At 45.7% G+C, this 481-nt stretch carries 1 tRNA gene; it reads left to right on the top strand.

Going from position 1 to position 481, the window contains the following annotated elements:
- Positions 1 to 15: 15 nt before the first annotated feature.
- A tRNA-Asp gene (locus AACR09_RS12115) sits at positions 16 to 92 on the top strand.
- The last annotated feature ends 389 nt before the right edge of the window (positions 93 to 481 follow it).

Below are 481 nucleotides of genomic sequence, written 5' to 3' on the forward strand. Positions count from 1 at the left end.
TGAGTTGACCACTGCGGAGTGGTAGTTCAGTTGGTTAGAATACCGGCCTGTCACGCCGGGGGTCGCGGGTTCGAGTCCCGTCCACTCCGCCACTTATTAGAAAAGCCCTGCTAGAAATAGCAGGGCTTTTTTACATCTCAAGAAAAGTGTCTTGCCCTTCGGCCGAATGAGTCCAACAAAGGGTTTGCCTGAAGTCCGCAACCCCGTCCATTCCGCTACTTATTAGAAAGCCTAGTCTGACGACTAGGCTTTCGTCGCTTCTAACGTATTAGTTTTTGGATCTTGGTTATAGACCTTATCGCTACATATTGAGGTGTCTCTCTAGATAGTGGGAGGCTCGTGCTGTTTTACATTTAAACCTGATGAATTGAGATGGTTACTTCTAATACCAGTTCCATTAATTAACTTACCAATCGAGTCCAATCTCTAAAGCAGAGGGATTGGACTCTGCGTTTATCTTCACAAAAACTGTTCCAAGCAT

The organism is Vibrio sp. OPT20 (assembly GCF_963889365.1).
GTDB classification, from domain to species: domain Bacteria; phylum Pseudomonadota; class Gammaproteobacteria; order Enterobacterales; family Vibrionaceae; genus Vibrio; species Vibrio splendidus.